Origin of the sequence: Paenibacillus marchantiophytorum (assembly GCF_014640555.1) — a bacterium.
GTDB classification, from domain to species: Bacteria; Bacillota; Bacilli; order Paenibacillales; family NBRC-103111; genus Paenibacillus_E; species Paenibacillus_E marchantiophytorum.
The window spans coordinates 1-642 of sequence record NZ_BMHE01000148.1 but is presented as its reverse complement, the minus strand read 5'-3'; the positions used below and the strand labels follow the sequence as shown (position 1 = coordinate 642).

Genomic DNA, 642 nt, shown 5'->3' with positions numbered 1-642 from the left:
GTCGGCGGGCGATTCAAGTAGGCGATAAGTTTCGCGATATCCTGCTCCGCAAAATGAAGGAACAACTGCAGCAGTTCCCACTTCGTTATCGCCTTATTTGTCTTTAAACGCATGTACTCGCATAAGACATATGCGATAAGCGACAAATAAATCTGATTCCATACCGCACGGGGCTTGTTGTTATACAGCTTTTTTAGGTGCACATGCTGTTTCATCCACTTAAACAACATTTCAATCTTCCACCGGTGGCGGTAAATCTCGCTGATTTCCTCAGCGGTAAGATCGAAACGATTCGTCACGACACGGATCCGTATAAGTTTTCCTTTTTTGTCTTGACACATGTACTCCACAAGGCGAAGCCGAGCCTTCTTTCCTGTTTGAGGATCGGTGCATAGGACATCTTGATCCAACGTGACAGGGGAGTTGCTCGCTACTTGCCGCTTTTCGGATACAGCAGGTAGCTTATTGTTGGCTTTGATCCGAGCGACAAAAAGCGTCATATGCAGCGCCCACTGCACATAGTAGTGGTAGTTGATGTAGCCGCGGTCAAACACATAGGTTAACGACTTGTCTCTTACAAGTGTTTCGATGACTTCCTTGTCTTGATCGGCAACTGAAGCGGTTGAGGCTACGATACACTGC

The 642-nt window shown here is 46.9% G+C and carries 1 protein-coding gene; it reads right to left on the bottom strand.

Annotated elements, in window-relative coordinates; all coding sequences use genetic code 11:
• Positions 1–642 (bottom strand): IS4 family transposase (locus tag IEY34_RS36390; RefSeq protein WP_189021129.1); only part of this gene is annotated, 642 nt, incomplete at both ends.